The following is an 18,955-nucleotide window of genomic DNA, read 5'->3' as shown; positions in this document are numbered from 1 at the left end:
CCGAGAGGGAGCATTGACGTCTGGGAGGAGAAGTCATGAGCGGAAAACCTGTGCGTGACGTAAAGCTGTGGTCGCCCGTGGTCGGCTGGGAAGAGCGGCCGAACGGCGAATTCGTGGTCTGGCGCGAGGATCCGTTGGGTCCCTATCCCGACAAGCTCAATGAACGGTTGATCCACTGGGCGAAAACCGCCCCCGACCGCACCTGGATGGCGGATCGCGAAGGAACCGGCGAGTGGCGCAGGGTGAGTTTTGCTGAGGCGCTCGATCAGGTGCGCCGCATCGGCCAGTTCCTGCTGGACATGAAGCTCTCGGCCGAAAACCCGCTGGTCATCCTCTCGGAAAACTCCATCGAACATGCACTGATGGCGCTCGGCGCCCAGCATGTCGGCATCCCGTCCGCAGCGATTGCGCCGGCCTATGCGACCATTTCCTCCGATTTTTCGAAACTGCACGATATCGCAAAACAGATCACCCCCGGCCTGATCTTCGCCGACGATGCGGGTGCCTTCCGCAAGGCCGTTGATACGGCTTTCGGCGCGGACGTTCCCTTTGCCGGGATGCGCAATCTGCCGGAAGACCGGCCCAATACCTATCTCCTCGACGATATTCTCAAGACCGAGGCGACCGAAGCAGTGGATCGTGCCTTCGATGCGGTCGGGCCGGACACGGTGGCTAAATTCCTGTTCACTTCCGGCACGACCGGTTCGCCCAAGGCGGTCATCCAGACCCAGCGGATGCTCTGCTCCAACCAGGAAATGGTGACCGACTGCTATTCCTACTTTCGCGACGAGCCGCCGGTCCTGGTCGACTGGGCGCCCTGGAACCACACCGCCAGCGGCAACAAGGTCTTCAACATCGCCATCTATAACGGCGGCACCTATTACATCGATCGCGGCAAGCCGAGCCCCGCGCTGATGGCCCAGACGATCGCCAACCTGAAGGAAATCTCGCCGACCTGGTATTTCAACGTGCCGGCCGGTTACGAAATGCTGATCCAGGCGATGCGCGAGGACGAGGGCCTTCGCAAGACCTTCTTCAAGGACCTGAAGCTGCTGATGTATGCCGGCGCCGGCATGGCACAGCATACCTGGGATGCGCTGATCGAACTTTCCGAAATGACGATCGGCGAACAGGTGCCGCTCGGCACCGGCATCGGCTCCACGGAGACCGCGCCCTTCGCGATCTTCTGCACCGACCCGCAGGAAAAGCCCGGCAATATCGGTATCCCCGGCCAGGGCGTTACGATGAAACTGGTGCCGATCGACGACAAATACGAGCTTCGCCTCAAGGGCCCGAACGTGACCCCCGGTTACTGGCGCAACGAGAAGCTGACCAGGGAAGCCTTCGACGAGGAAGGTTTCTACCGGATCGGCGACGCGGTGAAATTCGCCGTGCCCGGCGATCCGCGCAAGGGCTTCTATTTTGACGGACGCACGGCGGAAAACTTCAAGCTGCAGACCGGTACCTGGGTGGCGGTCGGCGTGCTGCGCGCCCAGCTCGTCAACCAGTTCGGCGGGCTGATCCGCGATGCGGTGATCACCGGCGAGAACCGGGCCGAGCTCGGGGCGCTGGCGGTTCCCTTCATGCCGGCACTGCGGGAACTGATCGGCGGCGAAACCGGCCTGTCCGACGAGGCGGTGGTTGCCCATCCGAAGGTGAGGGCGGCGATCACCGAACGGCTGAGGGAACACCAGAAACAGTCGAGCGGTTCGGCGACACGGGTGATGCGCATGATGCTGATGACCCAGCCGTTGCGCTTCGAAAAGGGCGAGGTGACCGACAAGGGTTCGATCAACCAGCGCGCCGTGCTCGCCCATCGCGGCGACCTCGTCGAGGAACTGTATGCGGATGCGCCCGGCGTGATCAAGGTTGGCAAGGAGCTGGCGGCATGAGGATCGAAGGAACAAGCGCTGTCGTCACAGGCGGCGGATCCGGTCTCGGTGAAGCGACGGCGAGGCTGCTCGCGAAACTCGGAGCCGTGGTGCATGTCTTCGACCGCAACCAGGCCGCTGCCGAAAAGGTCGCGGGCGAGATCGGCGGCGTGGCGCTTTCGGGCGACGTGACCAGCGAGGACGATGCGGTCAAGGCGCTCGACGTTGCGGCCAAGGCCGGTGACGGCCTGCGCATCCTCGTCAACTGCGCCGGCATCGGCACGGCGGGGCGCATCGTCGGCAAGAACGGGCCGATGCCGCTTGCCGATTTCGAGCGGGTGATCCGCGTCAACCTGATCGGCACGTTCAACATGATGCGGCTTGCGGCCGAGCGCATGACGGGCCTGCCGGAGCGCGACGACAAGGCGCGCGGCGTCATCGTCAACACGGCGTCCGTCGCGGCCTTCGAGGGGCAGATCGGCCAGGCGGCTTATGCGGCCTCCAAGGGCGGCATCGTTTCGCTGGCCTTGCCGGCGGCGCGCGAATTCTCCCGCTTCGGCATCCGCGTCAACACGGTGGCGCCCGGCATCTTCCTGACGCCGCTGCTCTACGAGCTGCCGCAGGAAGCGCAGGATAGCCTTGCGGCTGCCATTCCCTACCCGTCGCGGCTCGGCGATCCCGGCGAATTCGCCGACGCGGTACGGTTCGCGATCGAGAACCAGTATATCAACGGCGAGGTGATCCGGCTTGACGGCGCGCTGCGCATGCAGCCGCGGTGACCGACCATGTCTTTCGCGGATCAGGTCGACCGGACACTGGAACTTCTCGCCCTGACGCCGGGGTGGCACCGGCTCAAGGAGCTCCGTGAGGATTGCGACGACGAGACGGTTGCGGCGATCGTCGAGGAGGCGGCGAGTTTTGCCGAAGGCGTGCTGGCGCCGCTGAATGCGGCCGGCGACCGGATCGGCGCACGGGTTGTGGATGGTCGGGTGAAGGTGCCGGACGGGTTTGCCGACGCTTTCAGGCAGTATGCCCAAGCCGGCTGGCTCGGCATGGATGTTCCGGAAAAATTCGGTGGCCAGGGCGTTCCTCTCACATTGCATGCCGCTTGCACTCCCTTGTTCGAGCGCGGCTGCGTGGCGCTGATGATGGCCGCCGGCTCGACCCGTGCGGCCGCGCATCTTTTGGCGGAAGCAGCCGACGAGGTGACCGCGAGTGAATGGGTGCCGAAACTCGCCGCCGGCGAATGGGCGGCGACAATCTGCATTTCCGAGCCGGAAGCGGGCTCGGATGTCGGACGGCTGCGCACAAAAGCCGAGTTGCGCGATGGCGATTGGTTCGTGACCGGCCAGAAAATCTGGATCTCCTTCGGTGACCACGACATGGCGGATCGCATCGGTCATTGCCTGCTCGCCCGCACCAACGGAGAGCCGGGCACGCGCGGCATCAGCCTGTTTCTGGTGCCGAACCTGATCGACGGCCAGTCGAACGGCGTGTCGGTCGACCGGATCGAGGAAAAGATGGGCCTGCACGGCTCGCCCACCTGCGCCATGCGGTTCGAGGGTGCCAGGGGCATCATGCTCGGCCGCGAAGGCCGTGGCCTGCCGCAGCTTTTCACCATGATCGAGCTGATGCGGCTGCTCACCGGTTGCCAGGGGCTGGGCATAGCGTCCGCCGCGGCCGACATTGCCGAGGACTATGCCAGGGAGCGGCGTCAGGGGGGACGGCCGGACCAGCCGCCGGTGCCGATATCGAGTCATCCGGATGTGCAGCGCCAGCTTCATGACATCCGCAGCTCCACCGAAATCCTGCGCGCCGCCGTTCTGGAACTCGCCACGACGATGGATATCGCCAGGCAGGAGCCTGGATCCGGGCTTGAGGATTTCACCGGCTGGATACTGCCGCTGATCAAGAATTTTGGCGCCGCGGCGGGGTTCGAGACCGCGAATGCGGCGATCCAGGTGCTCGGCGGCGTCGGTTACACCCGCGACTGGCCGCTCGAACAATATCTGCGCGATGCCCGCATCATGACCATCTACGAAGGCACGACGGGCATGCAGGCGCTGGATTTTCTGACCCGGCGGCTGTGGCGCGACGAGGGCCGGGGGCTTGCCCTCTTCCTGGAAAAGGCGCGCGACGAGATCGACGCCTATATCGCCGAACATCCGCAGGCTTCGGAGACCGTCCTTGCGGTCCTTGACGGCCTCGAACTCTTAAGCGGCCGGATGACGGTGCTGCAATCCGATCCCGATGCGGCCCTCTATCGCGCCGACAGCTATATGCGGGCCGCCTGGGCGGCGGTCTCGGCCTGGATGGCGCTGCGCATTGCTGAGACCCGGGCGGTGGAAAGTCTTTCCGCGCAGTTCGCATTCCATAGCGCGCGCTGCGCCTGAGCCGATCGCCTGCGCGCCATGTGGCGGGAGTTGCGAAGCCGCGGAAAATATGTGCGTGATGCCGGTTACGATTTTTTCTCGAAACGAGAAAGACAGTGAACATACTTCTCGACATCGGCGCCTTCTTGGCAACTGCCCGCGCCGGCAGCTTTTCCGCCGCCGGGCGTGACCTGGGCGTCGCGACCTCGGTCATCACCAAGCGCGTCAAGCGGCTCGAAGAGCATCTGAACACTCAGCTTTTCGTGCGCACGACACGGCGATTAGCCCTGACGCTCGATGGCGAACGGCTGAGGCCGCGCCTGCAGCTTCTGGTCGGCGAGATCGAGGAGACGCTGGCCACACCCAATACCCATGAACTGGGTCTGACCGGCTCGCTGCGCATCAAGGCGCCGACGACGCTGACCTCGATGTTCTTTGGGGATATCTGCGCCGCCTTCCAGGCGGCCAATCCGCGGGTGAAGATGGAGATCGTGCTGATCGACCGCTCGGTCAATCCGCTGGAAGAAGGGTTCGACGTGGCGATCGGCGCGCTGCCGCAATCCTACGCTTACGTGATCGACCACCCGCTTTGCCCTTATCCGCGGGTGCTGTGCGCATCGCGGGGTTATCTGGCGGGCCGCAAGCGCCCGAAGACGCCCACCGAACTCGTCGGCCACGAATGCATCACCTTCCACACGATCGGCACGACCTGGACCTTCCAGATGGAGACGAGCACGATCAACGTGGAGATCACCTCGAATTTCACGGCCAACGACAGCCGGGTCCTGCTCGCCGCTGCCCGTCAGGGACTGGGACTGGCGATCCTGCCGAGGTTTCTCGCTCGGTCGGATCTTGATAGCGGCGCGCTCGAAGAGGTGATGCCGGAATTTCCGGTCGAGCCGCTCTGGGTCAAGGCGTCCGTGCCCAGGATCAAGATGAACAAGGTCGTGGTGTCGGAGTTCGTGTCCTACGTGCAGAAGCGGTTTTCGGAAGGGGTGCCGGATCAGGTCATCCCGATGTTCTGAGGGGTTGTCGAACGCACCCGCAGCTGTCCGCCTCCACGCTCGCGGCTTCGCTGACGCCAACCGCTGAAATCCTTCGGCTGGACCTTTCTCGAAACAAGAAAGCTGATCGCATCACTTGCCGGGTTCAAGGCGATGCGCCTTGGGTTACGATCACCCCAAGGCGCCGGGAGGGTGCGGCATTGCAATGGGAGGCTTCCATGGCGGAAACGCTGAGCAGGGAAACGCGGATTGTCAGGCGCGAGAAGTCGGCGCCGTTCCGCAAGCTCAAGGCGGATATCTGCGTCGTCGGCGCCGGCATTGCCGGGATTTCGGCCGCACTCGAAGCCGCCAGGCTTGGCCGCAAGGTCGTCATCGTCGACGGCCAGGCGGCGCTCGGCGGACAGGCGGTCAACTCGATCATCGCTACCTTCTGCGGCCTGTTTTCGAACGGCACGCATGGCTACCAGTTCACCTATGGTGTCGCCGACAGGCTGCTCGCCCATCTCGAAAGCCAGGACCAGTCCATCTACTACCGCCACGGCCCGAACACGACGGTCGTCTATTACGACGAAGTCGCCCTCGGCCGCTGGATGGAGCAAAGCGTGCTCGGTGCCGGCATTGAGGTCGTGCTCGGCGCGCAGATCCTCGACGTGCATGTCGAAGGCCGCCGCGTCGTCCAGACCGATTTCATGACCCGCTATGGCGGCGTCTCGATCGAGGCGACCGGCTGGGTGGAAGCAAGCGGCGACGCGGCGCTCGTCTGGCAGGCCGGTTTTGCCTGCCGCCAGCCGGAAAAGGGCGGGGTCTTCGGCACCCAGATGGTGGTGCTGGAAAATATCGACGAAGCCAGGCAGCCGACCCGCTACGAGATCGGCGACCGCATGAAGGAAAAGGCGGCAAACTATGGCCTGCTCCGCCGCGAAGGCCTCGGTTTCACCATTCCCGGCCGCGGCATCGCCGCCATGAACATGACGCATGTGGAAACCCCGCTCGATCCGGTCGAGGCCTCGAAGAAGGCGCTCGAAGGCAAGGACCAGGCGGCCCGCGCCGTCGAGTTCCTCAAGACGGAGTTTCCGGAATGCTTCGGCAATGCCCGCATCCGCTCCTTCGGCCTGCCGGGCATCCGCCAGACCCGCTGGATCGCCGGCAGCCATCACCTGACCGTCGACGAGATCAAGGCCGGCACCAAGTTCGACGATGCGGTTGCCCGCACCGCCTGGCCGATCGAGCTGCACGATCACGGCGACGGCCACCACTGGATCACGTTCGACGAAGAGCATGCCCATTACATCCCGCTCGGCAGCCTGACGCCGGACGAATGCGACAATATCGCCGCCGCCGGCCGCTGCGTTGATGCGGATTCGGCAGCGCTTTCGAGCATCCGCGTCATGGGACCCTGCATCGCCATGGGCATGGCCGCCGCCAACGCGCTCGACCTTGCCGGAACCGGAAGCGTGCACCAGATCGATCGCGATGCGCTGCGCGAGCGGGTTTCCGACAACGTCGAAAAGAAGCATTATCGCTGGACGGGTGCGGAAACGCGCGCCGCATCGTGAGGAGGGTCCGATGAATCTGACAGATCATGAAAAGGCCATGTATGACGGCGAGCACGGCCGCGCGAAGGCGCGCGCCATGGACCTGCTTGTCCGCTACGGCGAGGCGCTCGGCGCCGAACGGCTGGTCGAGACCAACAATGTCGCCGGCGCCTTCAACGCCTCGACCCCCTCGGTGCAGGCGATCGCCGAAAAGGGCATGGAGCACGTCTATTCGGAGCTGAACCTCGACAGCGACGAGGTGGTCGAGGTGCCGCATATGGTGGCGCATACCTGCCAGCTGATCACCGGCATCGACAACGACAACTGGGAACTGCAGGGCGTCGACAAGTCGCTGGTCGACATGCAGCGCGCCAACGAGAAATACCTGGGGCGGCGCGGCGTCAACATGTTCGCCACCTGCACGCCCTATCAGGTGGGCAACGTGCCGGTGAAGGGCGAGCACTGCGCCTGGATGGAATCGTCCGCCGTCATCTACTGCAATTCCGTGCTTGGCGCCCGCACCAATGTCGAGGGCAAGGAAAGCACGGGCGCGGCAGCACTCACAGGCCGCATTCCCTATTGGGGTTTCCATATCACCGAAAACCGCCGCGGCACCCATCTGGTCGAGCTCGATATCGACGTCGACGACATGATGGATTGGGGCCTGCTCGGTTATTATATCGGTGAGGTGATTGGCGAGGAGATCCCGGTGCTGAAGGGCACCGGCCGCCAGCCCGACCTCATCAAGCTCAAGCATTTCGGGGCAGCCGCCGCGTCGTCCGGCGGGGTGGAGATGTACCATATTCCGGGCATCACCCCGGAAGCGGATTCGATCGAGGAAGCCTTTGGCGGTCGCAGTATCAAGGGCACGTTCCGCTACGGTGCCAAGGAGCGGCGTGAGACCTACGAGAAGCTGCAGAGTTCGACCGATAAGAAGGTCGATTTCATCATGCTTGGTTGTCCGCACAATTCCATCGACCAGATGGCGCTGATCGCCCACATGCTGGAGAATAAAAAGATCCATTCGGACGTGCAGCTCTGGGTCCATACCCCGCGTGCGATCAAGCAGGTGGCCGAGCGCAACGGTTATATCGATGCCATCCGCGAAGCCGGCGGCGTTGTCATGAGCGATACCTGTCCCGCCATTTCCCGCCGTCTGCCGGCCGGAACCAAGGTCATCGCCACCGATTCCGCCAAGCAGGCGCATTACCTGCCGGCGATCACCGGTGTACAGGGCTGGTTCGGCTCCGTCAGCGATTGCGTCGATGCGGCCCTGACCGGCCAGTGGAACGGGAGGGTCTGATGGATATTTCGACGGAAGCCAAACCCGAGGCGATCGAACTCAGGGGCCGCAAGGTTGTGGCCGGCCGCGCCGAGGGCGAGGCGCTCGTCACCACCGAAACGATCTCCGGATGGGGCGGCATCAACGAGCGCACCGGCACGGTCATCGAGCGGCGGCACGAAATGCGCGGTGTCTCCTTCGCGGGCAAGATTCTCGTTTTCCCCGGTGCCAAGGGTTCGTCCGGCTGGTCGGCCTATTTCCATATGACGCGATTGAACGGCGTCCAGCCGGCGGCGATGATCTTTACGCGGATGACCACCAAGATCGCCCTCGGCGCCGTCGTCACCCGCGTTCCGGCGATCACCGAGCTCGACCAGGACCCGCTTTCGGTGATCGAGACCGGCGATTGGGTCGTGGTCGACGCCGATGCCGGCACGGTGACCGTGACCAAGAAATCTCGGAGGTGATATTTCCTCCGGCAAGCATGCCACTCGACGGCTGGGCCGACAGCCGACTATAAGGTCTTCCATCACAGGTGGGAGGCATGCATGTCGAAGGTAGCGATTGTAACTGGTGCGGGCTCGGGCGTTGGCAGGGCCGTCGCCCTCGGGCTTTTGAACGCAGGCTATAGGACCGTCCTTGCTGGCCGGCGCGAAAGCGAGCTGCGGGGTACGGCGGAACTGGCGGGCGGGGAGTCGCTGGTCGTACCGACGGACGTCACCGATCCGGCAGCCGTCGATGCCTTGTTTGCGGCGACGCAACAGGCTTATGGCCGGCTGGACCTTCTGTTCAACAATGCCGGCCGGGGCACGCCGGCCGTTCCGATCGACGAATTGCCGCTCGAAACCTGGCGGGCGGTCGTCGATCTCAACCTCAACGGCGCCTTCTATTGCGCCCGCGCGGCCTTCGGAATGATGCGGCGACAAAACCCCGGCGGCGGGCGGATCATCAACAACGGCTCGATCTCGGCCCATGTGCCGCGCCCCTATCAGGCTGCCTACACCGCCACCAAACACGCCATCACCGGCCTGACGCGCCAGATCGCGCTCGACGGGCGCGCGCTGAACATCGTCTGCGGCCAGGTGGATATCGGCAATGCCGATACGCCGATGACGGTGCGGATGAAGGAAGGCGCGTTGCAGGCCGATCTGACCACCGCCGTGGAGCCGGTCATGGACCCGAAACACGTGGCCGATGCCGTGCTTTACATGGATGGTTTGCCGCTGGAAGCCAATGTCCTGTTCATGACGGTGATGGCAAACGGCATGCCTTATGCCGGCCGTGGCTGAAAGCGCTCGATGGCTGCCTTGATCTCGCCCGGAAACTCGGCCAGCGTCGGAAAATAACCGGAAGGAAACATCGCATGCAGCAGGCACTGGTGCTCGAGAAAAAAGGCGTTCTCGCGTTAAGGGAGATCGATCTTCCGACCGAGGTTGGGCCGGGCGACGTGAAGATCGCCATCGATACGGTCGGTGTTTGCGGCAGCGACGTCCATTATTACACCCATGGCGCGATCGGTCCCTTTGTCCTGCGCGAGCCCATGGTGCTCGGTCACGAGGCGGCCGGCATTGTCGTTTCGGTCGGCAGCGAGGTGAAGACCTTGAAGGTCGGCGACCGCGTCTGCATGGAGCCGGGCGTGCCGAACCTGTCGTCACGCGCCTCCAAGCTTGGTCTCTACAATGTCGATCCGGACGTCCGTTTCTGGGCGACGCCGCCGATCCACGGTGTGCTGACGCCGGAAGTCGTCCACCCTGCAGCCTTCACCTACAAACTGCCGGACAACGTCTCCTTTGCCGAAGGCGCCATGGTCGAGCCGTTCGCGATCGGCATGCAGGCCGCAAGCCGCGCCCGTATCCAGCCCGGCGATGTCGCCGCGGTGATCGGAGCCGGCCCGATCGGCATCATGGTGGCGTTGGCGGCACTGGCGGGAGGCTGCGCCCGCGTCTTCATCTCGGATCTGAGCCCGGACAAGCTGAAGATCGCCGGCCAGTATACGGGCATTATCCCGGTCAACATCACCGAACGGCCGTTCGCGGACGTTCTCGCCGAAGCGACCGGCGGCTGGGGCGCGGATATCGTGTTCGAAGCGAGCGGCAGCCCGAGGGCCTATGCAGGCATGCTGGACCTGGTGCGGCCCGGCGGTGCCTTCGTGCTGGTCGGTCTGCCGGTCGAGCCGGTGCCGTTGGACGTCTCAAGCGCCATCTCCAAGGAAGTGCGCTTTGAGACCGTGTTCCGCTACGCCAACATCTTCGACCGGGCGCTGGAACTGATCGCGTCCGGCAAGGTCGACCTGAAGCCGCTGATCACCGGCGTCTTCGATTTCAAGGATTCGATCCAGGCCTTCGAGCGGGCCGCCGCCGGACATCCCTCGGACGTCAAGCTGCAGATCGTGCTGAACGGCAAGGCCGCCTGATCGTAACCGCTCGGCCGAGACACGGACCGATCCAAATCCAGCCTCGCCGTTTTCATGAGCTGTTCGGCTCGTCGCATCGTCCAAAAGTGGTATCCACGGACGTTGTTCTACTGCGAGGCACGTGTATCGTTTGCGACAAGCAACGGCGCGGGAGCTAAAAATGTCGGTCAGCAGTCGCGGAGCTGCAGCCTTCGGGCTGCTTCTTGGTTTGGTTTGTACCTCTGTTCCCGCCAATGCAAATGAAGGAGATCGGATTCTCTCGCTGTTTGGCGCGTTGATCGACGGTTCCGGACAGCCGCAGGGCCGAGGCCGCGCACCGTCACGACAGGCGAATACGGAGAGCCTCGACTCGAAGGAAATGTACACCGCTCAGAACCGCCTGCGCGAGCTTGGCTACGACGTCGGCCAACCTGACGGACAGGCGGGCCCGCGGACGCGCGAGGCAATCCGGCGCTTCCAGCGCGACAATGGGTTCAGTCCCGACGGCTCGCTGACCAGCGCACAATTTCACCACATGATGCAAAGCAGCGGCTCCTCTTCCGGCGAGTCGGTGCGGGCTGCCGAAATTCCGCTCTCCCCGGATGAAATGGCCGACATGCAGAAAAGCCTGGCCAAGCTCGGCTTCGATGTCGGGGAGGCGGACGGAAAGGGCGGAACCAAAACCGGCCGTGCGATTGCAAAATTTCTCTCGGACCGGGGTCGCGATCCCTATCAGACATCCGTGCAGACAGCCTATCAGCTGGTGACCGAGGCAGCCAACGTCACCCCCACGGATCGGGGCGAGACCGGTGACCAGGCGATGACCACCGCATCCAATGGTGATCGGGCCGGTACCGAAGCGGGTCTCACTACGGCAAACGTCGCGGGGGAATATATCGACTGGCCGTACGGCTCGATACACCACGATGCGGACCGCGCCGCACTTCACAAGGAAATCACCCGCCGACTGATCGGTAGCGATCCGGAAATACTGGACAATCCCGCCATCATGGAGCGATGGCTCGAGGACCTGGGTCGCGGCTATCGCGGAGTCTGGTCTCCCGTCGAGATCGCCGAGGCCTATCGTCGTTATACCGGTGGCAGCGAATTCGACAAGCAGGCAGCGGTCGCGGATTTTCGGACGTTCATGTCGGGCCAAGGCGTGACGACATCGATGCGCGTGACACGGGTCCGCCCCGCGGAGTTCGGGGCGTACGATTTCAAATCCGGGACTTTTCCGCTTCGTTACAGCGACGACTTTGGAACCGAGATGCGATTCTCCGCCGCCGGCGGAAACTGGATCGTTGTCGAGGCTCCGGCTTTGGTTGTGCCCGCCAACCTGACTATGTCCCGGGCGAAAGCGGAAGCGCTTGCGGCCAGATTCAAGGCAAATGGTTCCCGGTCCGTGAACATGTCGGCCCGGATGAAAATCGTAAACTTCAAGGTCGAGAACGATAGGTCCGGCCGGAGAACGATCTTCGCCGAAGCTGTAGTCGAACGGATCGCGCTTCACGAACATCCCAAAAACGGGGAAAACGGCTTCGGCTCTGTCATTGCGGAGATCGACGTCAAGCAGCCCGAGGTCGCCGAACCCCAGGCGAAGGCGCCGACCGCTCGCAACAATCTGGAATCCTGGACACGCCTCGGTTTTGCTGCCCGCGATGGCCGTGTCGTGCTGCCGGTCCGGCGTGAGGGCGAGGTCGGCCAAGCCGGAAGGGCGGCGACGGCGTTCGGCTTGCTGGTAGCCGGCAATCTGCCTGCCCAGCCAAAGTCGCTCGGGACCGTTCGCCGCCTCGCAAGCGATTTTGCATCGTCCGATGTCTATAGATCACTGTTCCCGGCGGGTCGCGACGACCGGCAATTCTTCCGGGATCTGGCGAACGATCCGTTCCGCCAAGAGGAGATCATCAAGCAGTTCAACGCCGAGGTTCTGCCTCAGATCGTTGCCGACGCACCAAAGCTTCCGGTCCGTGCCCGAGTTTCCATGCCCGTCGAACTTCAGGGATACGACATCGGCAAGCAGGCTTTTGCGACAGACCCGCATCGATTATTGTTGCCCGGAGTGGTGTTTGACTCAAATCTCAGGTCTGAATTTCCGCGCATGCTCAAGGTCGGCACGCAACAGGCAAGAGGCTTAGTCGAACGTGCGAAGCGAAACGAAGGTCGGCTCAAGCTCTACTACGGCGTGGAGATGGAACTCACCAAGGTTTCCGTGCAGATGCGCGAGGAACGATTGGGTGTATTCGAATCCGCCAACATGTATTCGACGGTGACCGGGTCGGCGACATCAGTCGCTCTGTTCGAAGATTCGGAACTGACGCGCCTTGTCGTGACGCTTCCTCTTCATGACTTCGTTCCCCCGCCGAAAATACTGCCCGGTTCACCGGCGCCGAACGGCCACTATCTTTCAAACTGGAGCATTTCCGCGATGGCGATTGACTTGGCCGGCAATCCCGACCTGCCTCGTCGACTGGTCGAATCCGCGCGTTTTGTGACCGAAAAGAATGAGTTTGAGCGCGCCGACGCGGTGCGGAACGGTCTGAGCAGGCTTGCCGCATCAAAGCCAGATGCGTCACAGCCGCTTTATCTGATGGGTGAAATCACTCTTGGCGCATACGACGGCACTGAAGCTTTTCAAATCTCCAAGTCGCAATTTGCGGTCAGGCTCGAACAGGATGGGGAGCAGTTGGAGCCCGGTTTCATCAATATTCAGGTCGAGAATTCCGATGCGTTGACACGCCTGCCGTTCACAAAGGCGGCCGCCGAAAAGCTGGTTGGGGAATATCCGGCCCGGGTATTCCCTGCTCTGTTCAGGGTTCGCGCGATACGCGCCGAAACATCGGTCAATACGAGGCCGCCGTTCGCGAGAATGGATCTCGCCGTCGATGAAATCATGCTGATGGACAGGAACCAGACGGATCGGGTGCGTTTCTCCATTCCGACGCGATCTGTGCCAACAGTCGCAAACGGACAGTCCGTTGTGCTCGAGCGGGTTCCCGAACGCCTGGCGCTCAACCTTGAAAGCACAGCGCTTCTGCTTGCCAAATACGGCAAGATCACCCTGGATGACGCTGCCCTTCGCGTACTCCTTTTCAGGCGCTGGGAAGAGGAGCATAGCATAAGGACGGATGTCATCAATCTCGATGCCGCGCCCTGGGGGCGCTTCTTTCCGCAAAATTACCGCGAATTGACCGACGCTGACTATGTGCGGCTGCTGCCGCGTTTTCGCCGATGGACCGAATTGCGGATCGCTGCCTTGCCCGACAAGCTGCGCTATGAAAACTATTACGACCAAAGCGGCTTCGACAAATATTTCGGATGGCCGGCCAGCCAGTATGCGGAAGCTTTCGGGGAAGTCGGTATAGGGCGCCGAGAATTTGCGGGATATCGCGGCCACCTCTTTAACGAGCAGATCGAACAGGCAGGCACTTGGGTAACGCCCAGGACGGTGTTGTCTCTGGTTCAAGACCTGAAGCCGCAGGCGCGCTCGGATGTCTATGTTCCGTTGGAGAACCTTCCGTCGCCACCACGCGATGCCTTTGCGAGAGCGATTAGCCTGGACCTGGATGTTCGTGGCTCGGTGGTCGGGACCAGCCCGATCGATGGAAAGCCGATGGTCATCCTCGACACCATGCCGACCGAGGTTCGGTGGTTTGGCGACAAGACTGCCGTCACACCCCGCAGCATGATCGCGAAATTCCGCATTGCACCGATTGGACCGCGCAAGTCCGTTGCTATTTCGACGCTGGATATCGTTGGCGTCACGATCGGCATGACGCAGGGCGAGGCGGAAGCAGCGATCCGAAAGCATATGGCGGTTGATCGGGTTCTGGAGCTCAAAGGAGACTCACGGAACGTTTCTGTAGTGGCGGAAAGCGCGCGGCTCTACGTTGCTGCCGACGGCATGGATATGATTGGCATCCTCTATGGCCCCATGGTTCTGGAGCCCAAGGTCTACGGTATCGCGCGCAGCGTCTTTTCGCCGCTTGGATCGGTCACGCAGGATCAGGTGCTTGCCGCACTCACAAAAAAATACGGGACCTCTTCCAGCACGAATGCATGGCGCTGGGGCGAAAACACAGATCTGGGAGTCTGCGGCGATCAGGGCACGCCCAATAACGTGAACTGGACCGGCGCGACGGTGATCGAGGGCAAGCCGTTGTTCGCACGCCAGGTAACGCAACAGCAGGTTCTGGAAGAACCTGCCCTCGGCGCCGAATTACGCCTGCTGCGGCGTGTTCAATATCTCAACTGGGGTTTTGATATTCGCACCAATGTAGAAGGCTGTAAGCCGACATTCACCGCACAGTTCCAGGACAGCTACCGTGTAGGCCTCGCAGGCGAGCGAATTCCCGACGCCGATACCACGTTGTTGCGGAGCTGGCTGTTCGATCACGCCCCGCATTACCGTGCGCTGAAGGAAGCCCAGGCGGCATCGAAACCGGTCATGGAAGTGATCGACCTCAAACTCTAGGCCTGATCAGGCGGCGCGGACGAAGCGCTTCGACAGCGAGGCCGGCTTGTGAAGCGGCACGCGGCGGAGCATTTCGAGCGCGAACAGGCGGGCGTTCTGCCGGGCCTTGTCGAGATTGCTGATGCGGCTTTCGTCCATCGTGTAGAGCGTGCCGCCGAGGTCGAAAATGTCGCGAAAGGCGGCGCGTTCGATGATCGGCGTGTCGAGCACTTCGACCTTGCGTTCGGCAAGCAGCATCTTGACCGCGAGCAGCGCGCGGGTGGTGACCATCGAGTTGACGCGGGTCAGCACGACGGAATGCGGCACGCGGAGATTGGCCTTTTCTTCGAGATAGCGCAGCAGTTCGAGCACGTTGGCGCCGCCCTGGGCATCCATGGCGCAGCCCTGGATCGGGATCAGCACGTGGTCCGAAAGGCCGATCGCCTTGGCAAGCAGCGGGCTCTGCGCGCCCGGCAGGTCGAGCACGAAATAATCGGTCTTGTGGCGGTTCTCGGAAATATGCCGGTCGATCGAGGCCTGCGTCACGTAGGAGATGACGTTGAGCTTGTCGTTGTGCGGCGAGAGCATGTGCCAGCGGGTGATCCAGTATTGCGGATCGGCGTCCAGGATGGTGACGCGGTAGCCTTGCTCAACAAGTTCGGTTGCAAGAAGAAGCACAGCGGTGGTCTTGCCCGCTCCGCCCTTGGTGTTGGCAAAGGTAATGACTGGCATCTTGGGTCCCTGTCCGGCTACGAGCGTAAGATTGCTCTCTCACCGCACCCTCATGATGCGTTGCCCCATTCTTGCCAAACATGGTTAACGAGCCGTGAAAAATCCGGTGCCAGATCTTACCGCCGACGATCGGCTGCGAGGATTTCCCGGGCGATCTGTTCGAGCGACACGACCTTGTCGACGCCGCCATGGGCGATGGCTTCCTTGGGCATGCCGAACACCACGGATGACGCTTCGTCTTGGGCCACCGTATAGGCGCCCGCCTGATGCATCTCGTTCATGCCGCGGGCGCCGTCGTCGCCCATGCCGGTCATGATCACACCCATCGCATTGCCGCCGGCCGAGCGTGCGGCGGACCGGAACAGCACATCGACGGACGGGCGATGGCGGCTGACCAGCGGGCCGGAGCGGATCGAAACCTCGTAACGCGCGCCGCGCCGTTCGAGCAGCATATGCTTGTCGCCGGGGGCGATCAGAACGTGGCCCCGCAGAACGGGATCGCCGTCCGCCGCCTCCTTGACCTCGACTTCGCAGAGGCTGTTGAGCCGTTTGGCGAAGGCTGCGGTGAATTTTTCCGGCATGTGCTGGACGATGACCATGCCCGGGGAATTGGCCGGCATGGCTTCGAGAAGCTCGCGCAGAGCTTCCGTCCCACCGGTCGATGCACCGACGCAGACGACCATTTCGGTGGTTTTCGCCATGGCGCCGGCCTTGGGAGGCGGAAGCACCGCGTCGGCCGTCAGCTTGGCGGTCGTTCCGCCTTCGGAAATGCGTGACGGCCGCAGCCGGCCGACGCGGGCGCGCGCGGCTCCCTTGACCGCGGTGCGGATCCTTTCGCCGGATTCGGCAAGGTGGTCGGCCGCGCCGATCTTCGGCTTCAGGATGATATCGACTGCGCCCGCCTCGAGCGCCTGCATCAGCGTTTCCGAGCCGCTTTCGGTCAAGGACGAGCACATCACCACCGGAATGGGATGCTGGGACATCAGCTTGCGCAGGAAGGTGATGCCGTCCATCTGCGGCATTTCCACATCGAGCGTGATGACGTCGGGGATTTCCTCGCGCAGCTTTCGCGCCGCCATGAAGGGATCGCTGGCCGCGCCTATGACTTCGATGTCCGGATCCGCCGACAGGACGGCTGTCAGGGTCTGGCGGACGCTGGCGGAGTCATCAATGATCAGAACGCGAATTTTGCCGCTCATGGTTCATACTCGCTTGAACACAGTATTTGCCACCTGACGGATCGGCAGGTCGAAGCCAGTCACCGTTTCCGAATGACCGATGAACAGATAACCCCCGGGAAGCAGCGCCTGGCAAAGCCGGGACAGCACATGCTGCTGCGTCGGCTTGTCGAAATAGATCAGCACATTGCGGCAGAAGATCATGTGCATCAGGTCGCCGATGGGATAGGCATCGTCCATCAGGTTCAGCCGGGCGAAACCGACGCGGGAACGCAGTTTCGGTGAAATCCGGACTTCCTGCCGCCGGCTGTCGGACGAACGCATGACATATTTGCTCATCATGTCGGCGGGAACGGGTGCCAGGAGCTCGCTCTGATAGATGCCGCGCTGGGCCTTCTGCAGCACATCGGTCGAAAGATCGGTGGCAAGCACGAAATAGTCGCGTTCCGGCGTCGACGAGCTCAGAAATTCCGAAAGCACCATGGCCATCGTATAGGGTTCGGCGCCCGTCGAGCAGGCCGAACTCCAGGTGCGGATGCGCCGGTCGGGGTAGCTTTTCAGGATGTCCGGCAACGCTGCCTGGATCATGTAGTCGAAATGTTTCGGCTCGCGGAAGAAGTCGGTCTTGTTGGTGGTCACCGCATCGATGAGGAAGATCGATTCGGCCTCGATACCTCCGTGCTTGAAGAGGTAATCGCAATAACTGTCGAAGGTCGGCATGGCCGTGACGCGCAGGCGCCGGCGAAGCCGCCCTTCGAGCATGGTCAACTTGCTGTGCGGCATCTTGATGCCGCTATAGTCGTAGATGTACTTCGAAAGCAGATCGAAGTTGCGCTTGCTCAGCCGATCGTCGAGCGGCTGGCTTCTCATTGCTGCACTCACGCGCATGCCCCCGTACAAGAACCTATTCGGTTATGCGAATTCCATCATGCGACCTGGGACTGCGGCCCAACATCGGCGAGCGCCGATCCGGAATCCGAAAACAGCCGTGCAAGGTCGACGACGACAACGAAGCCGCTCTCCCGGCGCACCACGCCGGCGATATAGTCGGAGCGCCAGCGCACCCCGATATCCGGCGCCGTCTCGATCTGTTCCTTGCGGAACGGCACCACTTCGAAGACCCGGTCCGCGACGAGGCCGAGCACCAGGACGCGATCGGCGACCGGCACGTCGAGCACCAGGATTCGCGTATGCGGCGTCTTGACCGTTCTCGACAGGCCGAGGCGAAGACGAAGGTCGATTACCGGCACGCCCTGCCCGCGCACATCGCGCAGGCCGAGCAGGTATTCCGGGCCGTGCGGGATCTTGAACGGCTCCTCGTGGTCGAGGATCTCGCGGACCACCTCGACGGGGACCGCGAAAATCTCATCGCCAAGGCTGAAGGTTACGAACTGGGATTCGGAGGATATGCCTGCCATTATGCGCTCTCCCTGAAATCGTCATCGTCCGCGTCCGGGCCGCCCATCGACAGATCGAGGGCAAAACCTTTCACGCGGGCCTGTTGTGCGTTGACTGAATGCCCCGCCGAATAGGCCTTGGGCGCCGGCTGGGGTCTGGATTTGGCGGCTACGGGCTTCGCTGCCGGGACCGCTTGGCCCCGCTTGGATCCGGTCCGATCGACCTTGAAGAAGGCGATCGAGGCCTGCAGTTCCTCGGCCTGGGCGGCGAGTTCTTCCGAAGTCGCCGACATCTGTTCGGAGGCGCCGGCATTCTGCTGGGTCACCTTGTCGAGCTGCTGGATGGCTTCGTTGATCTGGCTGGCGCCGATATCCTGCTCGCGGCAGGCGGCGGAGATTTCCGAGACCAGTTCCGCGGTCTTGTGGATCGCGGGTACGAGCTTGTTCAGCATTTCGCCGGCGTCCGTTGCGACCTGCACCGTCTCGCCGGAAAGCGCGCTGATTTCGGCAGCCGCTGCCTGGCTGCGCTCGGCAAGCTTGCGCACTTCCGAGGCGACGACCGCAAAACCCTTGCCGTGTTCGCCGGCACGGGCGGCTTCTACCGCGGCGTTCAGGGCGAGAAGGTCGGTCTGGCGGGCGATCTCCTGGACGATCGAGATTTTTTCCGCAATCGTCCGCATCGCCGAGACGGCGCGGCCTACTGCTTGGCCGGAGCTTTCCGCGTCCTTCGACGACTGGC

Annotated in this window: 15 protein-coding genes; 10 read left to right on the top strand and 5 right to left on the bottom strand. The window is 62.8% G+C overall.

All coding sequences use genetic code 11. The features are described 5' to 3' along the window. Positions 1-35: 35 nt before the first annotated feature. The 10 genes from GQ59_RS24865 (at position 36) to GQ59_RS24820 (ending at position 14,930) form a co-directional block, all read left to right on the top strand. Positions 36-1,892, top strand: coding sequence for a feruloyl-CoA synthase (locus GQ59_RS24865; RefSeq protein WP_037086412.1), 1,857 nt, complete (start codon positions 36-38; stop codon positions 1,890-1,892). Beyond that, positions 1,889-2,650: an SDR family NAD(P)-dependent oxidoreductase gene (locus GQ59_RS24860; protein WP_037086410.1), complete on the top strand. Its 762-nt coding sequence runs from the start codon at positions 1,889-1,891 to the stop codon at positions 2,648-2,650. Before GQ59_RS24865 ends, GQ59_RS24860 begins: the two co-directional genes overlap by 4 nt. A gap of 6 nt (positions 2,651-2,656) precedes the next feature. Next, positions 2,657-4,264: an acyl-CoA dehydrogenase family protein gene (locus tag GQ59_RS24855; RefSeq protein WP_051904191.1), complete on the top strand. Its 1,608-nt coding sequence runs from the start codon at positions 2,657-2,659 to the stop codon at positions 4,262-4,264. Positions 4,265-4,359: 95 nt separating this feature from the next. Further along, positions 4,360-5,268 carry a LysR family transcriptional regulator gene (locus GQ59_RS24850; protein WP_037086408.1) on the top strand — a complete coding sequence of 303 codons (909 nt, stop codon included), beginning with the start codon at positions 4,360-4,362 and terminating at the stop codon, positions 5,266-5,268. Between the two features lie 197 nt (positions 5,269-5,465). Further along, on the top strand, positions 5,466-6,803 hold the full coding sequence (locus tag GQ59_RS24845) for an FAD-dependent oxidoreductase (RefSeq protein ID WP_037086406.1): 1,338 nt from the start codon (positions 5,466-5,468) through the stop codon (positions 6,801-6,803). A 10-nt stretch (positions 6,804-6,813) separates the two neighbouring features. Then, on the top strand, positions 6,814-8,085 hold the full coding sequence (locus tag GQ59_RS24840) for an aconitase X (RefSeq protein WP_037086404.1): 1,272 nt from the start codon (positions 6,814-6,816) through the stop codon (positions 8,083-8,085). After that, on the top strand, positions 8,085-8,531 hold the full coding sequence (locus GQ59_RS24835) for an aconitase X swivel domain-containing protein (RefSeq protein WP_037086402.1): 447 nt from the start codon (positions 8,085-8,087) through the stop codon (positions 8,529-8,531). The genes GQ59_RS24840 and GQ59_RS24835 overlap by 1 nt, the downstream gene beginning before the upstream one ends. A gap of 81 nt (positions 8,532-8,612) precedes the next feature. Further along, the gene (locus tag GQ59_RS24830; protein ID WP_037086400.1) at positions 8,613-9,353 is read left to right on the top strand and encodes an SDR family oxidoreductase; all 741 of its coding nucleotides are present in this window, start codon (positions 8,613-8,615) and stop codon (positions 9,351-9,353) included. 74 nt (positions 9,354-9,427) lie between these two features. Then, positions 9,428-10,477, top strand: a complete 1,050-nt coding sequence (locus GQ59_RS24825; RefSeq protein ID WP_037086398.1) for an NAD(P)-dependent alcohol dehydrogenase — start codon at positions 9,428-9,430, stop codon at positions 10,475-10,477. Positions 10,478-10,637: 160 nt separating this feature from the next. Beyond that, a complete protein-coding gene (locus GQ59_RS24820) occupies positions 10,638-14,930 on the top strand; it encodes a peptidoglycan-binding domain-containing protein (protein ID WP_084683282.1) in 4,293 nt (1,430 codons plus the stop codon). 6 nt (positions 14,931-14,936) lie between these two features. Here the strand turns inward: GQ59_RS24820 and GQ59_RS24815 are convergent, their stop codons facing one another. The 5 genes from GQ59_RS24815 to GQ59_RS24795 form a co-directional block, all read right to left on the bottom strand. Further along, complete coding sequence (locus GQ59_RS24815; protein WP_037086395.1) at positions 14,937-15,641, bottom strand: ParA family protein; 705 nt, start codon at positions 15,639-15,641, stop codon at positions 14,937-14,939. A gap of 116 nt (positions 15,642-15,757) precedes the next feature. After that, complete coding sequence (locus GQ59_RS24810) at positions 15,758-16,840, bottom strand: protein-glutamate methylesterase/protein-glutamine glutaminase (RefSeq protein WP_037086393.1); 1,083 nt, start codon at positions 16,838-16,840, stop codon at positions 15,758-15,760. Between the two features lie 3 nt (positions 16,841-16,843). Then, entirely contained in the window at positions 16,844-17,707 is an 864-nt protein-coding gene (locus GQ59_RS24805) for a CheR family methyltransferase (RefSeq protein WP_037086391.1), read from the bottom strand. A 38-nt stretch (positions 17,708-17,745) separates the two neighbouring features. After that, positions 17,746-18,237, bottom strand: a complete 492-nt coding sequence (locus GQ59_RS24800) for a chemotaxis protein CheW (protein WP_037086389.1) — start codon at positions 18,235-18,237, stop codon at positions 17,746-17,748. Continuing rightward, positions 18,237-18,955: methyl-accepting chemotaxis protein (locus GQ59_RS24795; RefSeq protein WP_037086387.1), on the bottom strand; the 719-nt coding region annotated here is incomplete at its 5' end. The genes GQ59_RS24795 and GQ59_RS24800, both read right to left, overlap by 1 nt.

Origin of the sequence: Neorhizobium vignae (assembly GCF_000732195.1) — a bacterium.
Taxonomy (GTDB): Bacteria; Pseudomonadota; Alphaproteobacteria; order Rhizobiales; family Rhizobiaceae; genus Neorhizobium; species Neorhizobium vignae.
The sequence above is the reverse complement of the archived record's forward strand: the minus strand, read 5'-3'. Positions and strand labels throughout refer to the sequence as shown.

Coding starts and splice junctions, on each gene's coding strand:
- GQ59_RS24830 (WP_037086400.1), top strand. CDS start 8,613: ATGTCGAAGGTAGCGATTGTAACTGGTGCGGGCTCGGGCGTTGGCAGG.
- GQ59_RS24865 (WP_037086412.1), top strand. CDS start 36: ATGAGCGGAAAACCTGTGCGTGACGTAAAGCTGTGGTCGCCCGTGGTC.
- GQ59_RS24810 (WP_037086393.1), bottom strand. CDS start 16,840: ATGAGCGGCAAAATTCGCGTTCTGATCATTGATGACTCCGCCAGCGTC.
- GQ59_RS24820 (WP_084683282.1), top strand. CDS start 10,638: ATGTCGGTCAGCAGTCGCGGAGCTGCAGCCTTCGGGCTGCTTCTTGGT.
- GQ59_RS24805 (WP_037086391.1), bottom strand. CDS start 17,707: ATGCGCGTGAGTGCAGCAATGAGAAGCCAGCCGCTCGACGATCGGCTG.
- GQ59_RS24800 (WP_037086389.1), bottom strand. CDS start 18,237: ATGGCAGGCATATCCTCCGAATCCCAGTTCGTAACCTTCAGCCTTGGC.
- GQ59_RS24825 (WP_037086398.1), top strand. CDS start 9,428: ATGCAGCAGGCACTGGTGCTCGAGAAAAAAGGCGTTCTCGCGTTAAGG.
- GQ59_RS24860 (WP_037086410.1), top strand. CDS start 1,889: ATGAGGATCGAAGGAACAAGCGCTGTCGTCACAGGCGGCGGATCCGGT.
- GQ59_RS24845 (WP_037086406.1), top strand. CDS start 5,466: ATGGCGGAAACGCTGAGCAGGGAAACGCGGATTGTCAGGCGCGAGAAG.
- GQ59_RS24855 (WP_051904191.1), top strand. CDS start 2,657: ATGTCTTTCGCGGATCAGGTCGACCGGACACTGGAACTTCTCGCCCTG.
- GQ59_RS24835 (WP_037086402.1), top strand. CDS start 8,085: ATGGATATTTCGACGGAAGCCAAACCCGAGGCGATCGAACTCAGGGGC.
- GQ59_RS24840 (WP_037086404.1), top strand. CDS start 6,814: ATGAATCTGACAGATCATGAAAAGGCCATGTATGACGGCGAGCACGGC.
- GQ59_RS24815 (WP_037086395.1), bottom strand. CDS start 15,641: ATGCCAGTCATTACCTTTGCCAACACCAAGGGCGGAGCGGGCAAGACC.